Here is a 6,941-nt window from a genome sequence, read left to right on the forward strand (position 1 = left end):
TAACTCTGTTGCTTTCGCTAAAACTCCTTCTTTATGCTGAGCAATTGGTACGATAACAACTTGCACTGGAGCAACTTTTGGTGGCATTACAAGTCCATTATTATCGCTATGAACCATAATTAGCCCACCTATCATTCTTGTTGATACACCCCAAGATGTTTGGTGTACATATTGCCACTTACCGTTACGATCTAAAAATTTAATATCAAATGCTTCAGAGAAATTCGTTCCAAAGTTATGGGATGTTCCTGTTTGAAGTGCTTTCCCATCATGCATTAAGCTTTCAATTGTATAAGTTGCCTTTGCTCCAGCAAACTTCTCTTTTTCTGTTTTTTGTCCTTTAATAACTGGTATCGCTAAATAATCCTCACAGAAAGAAGCATATAAGTTTAAAATATTTAATGTTTCAGCCTGCGATTCTTCTGCTGTTTCATGGATTGTATGACCCTCTTGCCATAAAAATTCTGTCGTACGAAGGAATGGCCTAGTTGTCTTCTCCCAACGAACTACTGAACACCACTGGTTGTATAATTTTGGCAAATCATTATAGGATTGCACAATTTTTGAAAAATGCTCACAGAATAAAGTTTCAGATGTAGGACGTACACAAAGTCTTTCCGCTAACTTTTCATCTCCGCCATGCGTAACCCATGCTACTTCAGGAGCAAACCCTTCAACATGATCCTTCTCTTTTTGCAATAAACTCTCTGGGATAAACATTGGCATATATACATTTTCATGGCCAGTTTCTTTTAGCTTCTCATCCATCACCTTCTGCATATTCTCCCATAAGGCATAACCATATGGACGTAAAATCATGCACCCTTTTACACTTGAATAATCAACCAGTTCGGCTTTTTTTACAATATCGGTATACCACTGCGCAAAGTCCTCTTCCATCTTCGTAATGGCTTGCACTTGTTCTTTTGCCATAGTCAGTCTTCCTCCTTCTTCCAGAAAATACAAAAAAGCCCGCGTCCCTAAATAGGGACCGAGCTTTGCCGGCGTTACCACCCTGATTCATACACAAAAATTGTATATGCTCTCTTCTTGATAACGGGAAATTCCCGCTGCATATGCAGAACTCAAAGGCAGGTTCCATATTGCCTTTTTAAGAATCTTTCAGCCTGGCGGATTCTCTCTCTGCTAAAAAGGTTGAACATGTACTAGTCCTTTTTCATCGTTATAATGAAATAAATTTGTTGATTATCATAATACAAATTCTTTTTTAAAACAATAGCTAATTTTCTTATTATTATATATTCTTTTCGTTTTTTACAGTTTTATACGTAGCTTTTTCGAGAGATTTTTACAAGTTGATGTGCAATCATACCAATAAGTGTACCTAGTAGAACGAAGAAACCAATAAATCCATATCCCATTCCTTCCCACCCACCAATAACCATCATGGTAACAGGAAATGATGCTAAGCAAAGAAGTATTACAATCAGTGCAAATATAATATCAAACTGTTTGTCTGGAAAACGTTTCTTTAGTAAATATGAAATAGCAAATACAAGGAGAATTGTGATGCCACCAATGATGTAAAATATACCGAATCCATCTAACCAGTCCATACTATTCCCTCCGTCCGTAGATTCCCTTATACTTATTATATGTTTAATTTTTCTGAAAATAAACAATAAATTTTATTCGAAAACATATCTTTATTACTAGGTATTAATAGTAATATATAAGAATAGGTTTTATATAATTAGGAGGATTACTTTATGGATAAAGCATTAACGAATCGTGTCATTATTTTATCATTCGACTGTTTATCAGCTTTAGATTTTCCTATACTACAAAAACTACCTCATTTCCAATCTCTAATAAAAAAGGGCACGGTTGTCGAAAAAGTAGAACCAATTTATCCTTCTGTAACATATCCAAGCCACTCAACAATCGTAACCGGTAATTATCCTAACAAGCACGGTGTTGTTAGTAATACGTTACTTCAACCAGGACGTGAATCACCTGATTGGCATTGGTACCGAAAATCGATAAAAGGAACAACATTGTATGATGAAGCGCGTAAAGCAAATTTAACGACAGCTGCCCTTCTATGGCCTGTTACTGGGAGAGCAAACATTGATTACAATTTACCAGAAATTTTCCCCAATAGACCGTGGCAAAATCAAGTGTTAGTTTCCTTATTTAGCGGTAGCCCACTATACCAATTAGATTTAAATCGTCGTTTCGGCCATATAAGAAATGGTTTATCACAACCAGAGCTGGATGATTTCGTCCTCGCCTCTGCTGTACACACCATTCAGACGAAAAAGCCTAATGTTATGTTCGTACATTTCACTGATTTAGACACGCAAAGACATTATCATGGCTTTGAATCTAACGAAACAATAGCTGCAATTCATAGACATGATGAGCGGCTAGGGAAAATTATTCAAACTTTAAAAGACAGTGATCTATACGAAGAAAGTACAATTATTGCCCTTGGTGATCATAGCGCTTTAAGTGAAAACAAATCCATCCAATTAAATGTGCTATTCCATCAAAGAGGACTTATATCTCTTAATAAAAAAGGCAAATTAGTAGACTGGAAAGCCTATTGCCAAAGTTGTGATGGCTCTGCCTATGTATATGTGAAAGACAAAAATGATACGGATACAATTCGAGAAGTACAACTACTCCTTGAAGAACTGCTGCAAAATAAACAGAATGGAATTGAATTTATACTTCATGATGAAGCTGCGAAAGACTGCGGTGCAGATGGTAATTGTTTATTTATGTTAGAAGCGCAAGAGGGGTATTATTTCACTGAAAACTATACAGGAGATTTTATAAAAGAAATTACTGAAAAAGATGTTACGCCTAGTAAAAAATATACATTTGGTACGCATGGATACTCTCCAACAAAACCTAACTATGAAACAATTTTTATCGCTGCTGGAAAAGGAATAAAAACCGGCGTTACCGTCCCGTATATGAGACTTATTGATGAAGGTCCAACTATCGCTAGACTACTCGGTTTACACTTAGGCGAAACAGACGGAGCAATTGTAGAGGATTTACTCCAATTGTAAAGAACTGTGTATATATGTAAAAGTTATGTAAAATTCATCACTGTTTCTCTTTTTATAATTTTTATTTTTGTACACTGTTAGTAAAACAAATTTAAGGGGGAACATTATATGAAAAAAATGTCCAGACAAGAAAAAAGCTGGATATTATACGATTGGGCGAACTCGGTATATTCGCTCGTCATTACAACTGCATTATTTCCAATTTACTTTAAAGCAGCTGCAAAAGAAGCTGGACTATCCGGGGCAACTTCAACAGCATATTGGGGATATGCAAACTCGTTCGCTACACTTTTAATTTCTATACTTGCTCCTATTCTCGGCACAGTTGCTGATTATAAAGGATTTAAAAAACGATTTTTCACATTCTTCTTTGGACTCGGTATCGTATTTACAAGTATGTTAGCAGTCGTTCCAACATCTCAGTGGTACTTATTATTAGGATGCTATATGCTCGCCTTAGTCGGTTTTGCTGGAGCAAACATTTTTTATGATGCATTTTTAGTAGATGTCACTTCTGAAGATAGAATGGATCGAATTTCTACGCGAGGTTTCGCATTAGGCTATATTGGGAGTACTATTCCTTTCATCGGTTGTATCGCTCTTATTATTCTTTCTCAAAAAGGAACTATCCCTTTATCTGTTGGTATTGCTAGTCAAATTTCATTTGCGATAACAGCTCTTTGGTGGGGGTTATTTACGATTCCAATGCTAAAAAACGTAGAGCAAAAGCACTATATTGAACGTCACCCTAGACCAATTACAATGAGCTTCAAACGCCTTGCTGCTACTTTTAAAAATATTAAAGAATATAAAACTGTATTCATGTTCCTAATCGCTTACTTTTTCTATATTGATGGGGTCGATACAATTATTACCATGTCCACCGCTTACGGAACAGATCTCGGTATCAGTGCAACGAATCTATTAATCATATTATTTGTAACACAAATTGTCGCTTGTCCATTTGCTTTATTATATGGAAAATTATCAGCAACATTTACAGGTAAAAAAATGCTATATGTCGGTATCATTATTTATATCATCATTTGCATATATGCTTATTTCTTAAAAACGACACTTGATTTTTGGATTTTAGCAATGTTAGTTGCTACATCTCAAGGTGGTATTCAAGCACTAAGTCGTTCATACTTTGCAAAACTAGTACCAAAAGAATCTGCTAATGAATTCTTCGGATTTTATAATATCTTTGGTAAGTTCGCCGCAATTATGGGCCCGGTATTAGTCGGTGTTACAACGCAATTAACAGGAAAAACAAACGCTGGTGTTCTTAGTATTATTGTTCTGTTTATTATCGGTGGATTCTTATTAACTAGAGTTCCAGAAAATAATACATCCGTTACACCAACTAGTCCAAAGACTAAAACACTATAAGAAAAGATCCTCTTCTCATGAGAAGAGGATCTTTTTTATTTTTAACGGTGCGCCTTATAATAAACGACTCTACTGCTTGTACAAAAATAATTTATCAACAGTTGTTCCTAATACTTCAGCTAAACGGAATGCTAACGCTAAGCTTGGATCATATTTATTATTCTCAATTGCATTTATCGTCTGTCTAGAAACCTTGCATTTATCAGCTAATGCGCCTTGTGAAATATTATTTTCAGTGCGTAATTCATAGATTTGATTTTTCACACCATTGCTCCTAACCTGTAAAATCGTTTTTACAACATCAGTATATAATTGGCTCATATAGTTGTCAAAAGTTCCTCAAAGAAAAAGGGAGCAATTTTGCTCCCTTAAAATAGTTATTTCGAAGCTAACGAATTTGTTAGTTTCTCTTTATTAACGACATCTTCTTTCTTTATTTGCATGCGTAGAACTGGCCCTATCGCTAATAAAACAAGTGCCATTGCTATACAAAACACAATAACTAGTGAAGTTAGTTCCTTTAATCCTCCAGCTAGTGAAGTTCCAATTAGCATTGCCCCCATAAACAGTGGTAAAATCGTCCCGTTTACTCTTCCAACCATATTTTCTGGTACAAGTTGAATCATAAGCGTACCGACAACGATATTAACACAAGCTAAACAAATACCTGTTCCAAATCTCATGAAACTAGTAATCCAAAATGATGTAGATAGCCCTTCTACTAAAAATGACATCGCTAATATGCTCATACCGAATACGAACATCTTTTTCGGATTCACTTTTGAAGCGAAAACTGCAGCAACAATACCACCGATTAACATACCTATTCCATCAGCTGCTGCTAAATATTGAACAGCTTCTTTTTCCATGCCTAAACGTTCAATTACAAGGAATACTTCTAATGGATTCGTTAATCCAACAGCTAAACCCATAATAGTAAAAGTGATCGTAATCATACGTAAATTTTTCGTGTGAAGAACGTATTTCCATCCTTCTTTTATATCATTTTTTAATGAATCTCTTGCCACTTTCTCTTTTTCAACCCATTTTGGTAAAAATGAAAGGGCGATAGCAGATAACAAAAATAAAATGATTAAGCTATATAGTGACGTAAATAAACCAAGTTGTGTATACACAAGCGATCCTACCACTGGCCCAAAAATTAGAAATAATGACTGTAATGTTTGGTTAAATGCAATCGCATTTGCTACCTCTTCTTCTTTTACATAGCGCTTAAATATACGCGAAGATGAGGGCTGAGAAAACTGACCTACAATCGCGGAAATGAGTGTTGCAAAAAATATAGCCTGCCAATAATCCAGCTTTAACAACAGGACAATTCCTATAATAGACAGTACACTCAACACATCTCCAGCGACCATTGTTCTTTTCGGATTCCAGCGATCTGCTAATGCACCACCAATGAACGAGAAAATAAAGATAGGTGCATACTCCATGACAGATAATAGAGACACTGAAACTGGATCATTATTTGTCCGCTCCATTATGAAATATAAAAGAGCCATATTTCTGATCCAAATTGCAAATTGTTGTAAAATATCAGATGCCATAACGAGCATAAATGCTCGGTTTTTAAATAAAGCTTTCACTTTCATTCCCCTTCCATAAACCGACCGTTCGGTCTAATTTGTTTTGTAAGAAAAGCAACTGACTTATTATTCAGCTGCCATTCCTTTTAACAATACATCTATTGCCTTTTTATAAATACGTTTCAGCTCTTTATAATCTAACTCGTAGTAAAGTACTCCAAGCCCTGATAATAATCCGTTCACAATATACATAAGATCACGAGTATTATCTTCACGGAACTCTCCAGACTGTATACCTGCTTCAATTAATTTCTCAAACATAACATATGATTCTCTAGTTAAAGCTAACAGTTCATCCAGAATCTCTTTACTTACAACTTGGCTCATAGAGAATTCCTCTATTGCATTTGAAATTGGTTGCTGTATGTCCTCTACATGATATTCCGCGAGACCATATAGTTTTTCAGTACTAGTACTATACAACTTCTCTTTTTCATTCCATTTTTCAACCCAATCATACGTATGCTGTTTCACTACAAATAAAAATAATTCTTCTTTACTTTTAAAGTGATAATAAATACTTCCTTTACTTCGCTCTGTAATTTCACAAATCTCTTCCATAGATGTAGCTGCGTAGCCCTTCTGTGAAAATAGACTTTCTGCTTTATATGCAATTTCTTTCTTTATCTCTTCTGCGCTTCTTCTCATATTCACACCTCTTTAAACCGACCGTTCAGTCTAATAATAACAAATCAAAAACCTCTATCGCAAGAGGCTATATTCCTTATTTAAGAAAATGTACTTTCAAACCAAGTTCGAATCATATGTATTGTTCCAAATTTAAATGTTAATTTAACAAGAAATACGCCTCCCGCAGCTAATAAAAATAACACTACTTTCCCCTTATTTTTCACTCTCGGTTCCCTTTTCATTTCCATTCCCCTTAGTATGTTAA

The 6,941-nt window shown here is 35.2% G+C and carries 8 protein-coding genes and 1 other annotated feature; of the genes, 2 read left to right on the forward strand and 6 right to left on the reverse strand.

What is annotated here, in order from left to right:
• Positions 1 to 933, reverse strand: a 933-nt coding sequence (proS, locus tag MR160_RS32255; protein ID WP_346670374.1) for a proline--tRNA ligase, incomplete at its 3' end; no start/stop codon positions are given.
• Positions 934 to 983: 50 nt separating this feature from the next.
• Positions 984 to 1,190, reverse strand: a binding site (T-box leader).
• Between the two features lie 93 nt (positions 1,191 to 1,283).
• Entirely contained in the window at positions 1,284 to 1,577 is a 294-nt protein-coding gene (locus MR160_RS32260) for a YesK-like family protein (protein WP_000383860.1), read from the reverse strand.
• A 153-nt stretch (positions 1,578 to 1,730) separates the two neighbouring features.
• Here MR160_RS32260 and MR160_RS32265 point away from each other — a divergent pair, with 153 nt between their 5' ends.
• On the forward strand, positions 1,731 to 3,044 hold the full coding sequence (locus tag MR160_RS32265; protein WP_000356443.1) for an alkaline phosphatase family protein: 1,314 nt from the start codon (positions 1,731 to 1,733) through the stop codon (positions 3,042 to 3,044).
• A 108-nt stretch (positions 3,045 to 3,152) separates the two neighbouring features.
• Positions 3,153 to 4,436, forward strand: coding sequence for an MFS transporter (locus tag MR160_RS32270; RefSeq protein ID WP_000738826.1), 1,284 nt, complete (start codon positions 3,153 to 3,155; stop codon positions 4,434 to 4,436).
• A gap of 69 nt (positions 4,437 to 4,505) precedes the next feature.
• On the opposite strand, the gene MR160_RS32275 is transcribed toward MR160_RS32270, so the two are convergent.
• From MR160_RS32275 to MR160_RS32290, 4 genes are all read right to left on the reverse strand, one after another.
• Positions 4,506 to 4,757 (reverse strand): helix-turn-helix transcriptional regulator, encoded by a 252-nt coding sequence (locus MR160_RS32275; RefSeq protein WP_002023181.1) that lies wholly within the window; start codon positions 4,755 to 4,757, stop codon positions 4,506 to 4,508.
• Between the two features lie 56 nt (positions 4,758 to 4,813).
• Positions 4,814 to 6,046, reverse strand: coding sequence for an MFS transporter (locus tag MR160_RS32280; RefSeq protein WP_000645357.1), 1,233 nt, complete (start codon positions 6,044 to 6,046; stop codon positions 4,814 to 4,816).
• Positions 6,047 to 6,112: 66 nt separating this feature from the next.
• A complete protein-coding gene (locus tag MR160_RS32285) occupies positions 6,113 to 6,694 on the reverse strand; it encodes a TetR/AcrR family transcriptional regulator (protein WP_001254448.1) in 582 nt (193 codons plus the stop codon).
• A gap of 80 nt (positions 6,695 to 6,774) precedes the next feature.
• Positions 6,775 to 6,918 (reverse strand): hypothetical protein, encoded by a 144-nt coding sequence (locus tag MR160_RS32290; RefSeq protein WP_000817987.1) that lies wholly within the window; start codon positions 6,916 to 6,918, stop codon positions 6,775 to 6,777.
• Between the last annotated feature and the right edge of the window lie 23 nt (positions 6,919 to 6,941).

The organism is Bacillus cereus group sp. BfR-BA-01382, assembly GCF_022663475.1.
Taxonomy (GTDB): Bacteria; Bacillota; Bacilli; order Bacillales; family Bacillaceae_G; genus Bacillus_A; species Bacillus_A thuringiensis_S.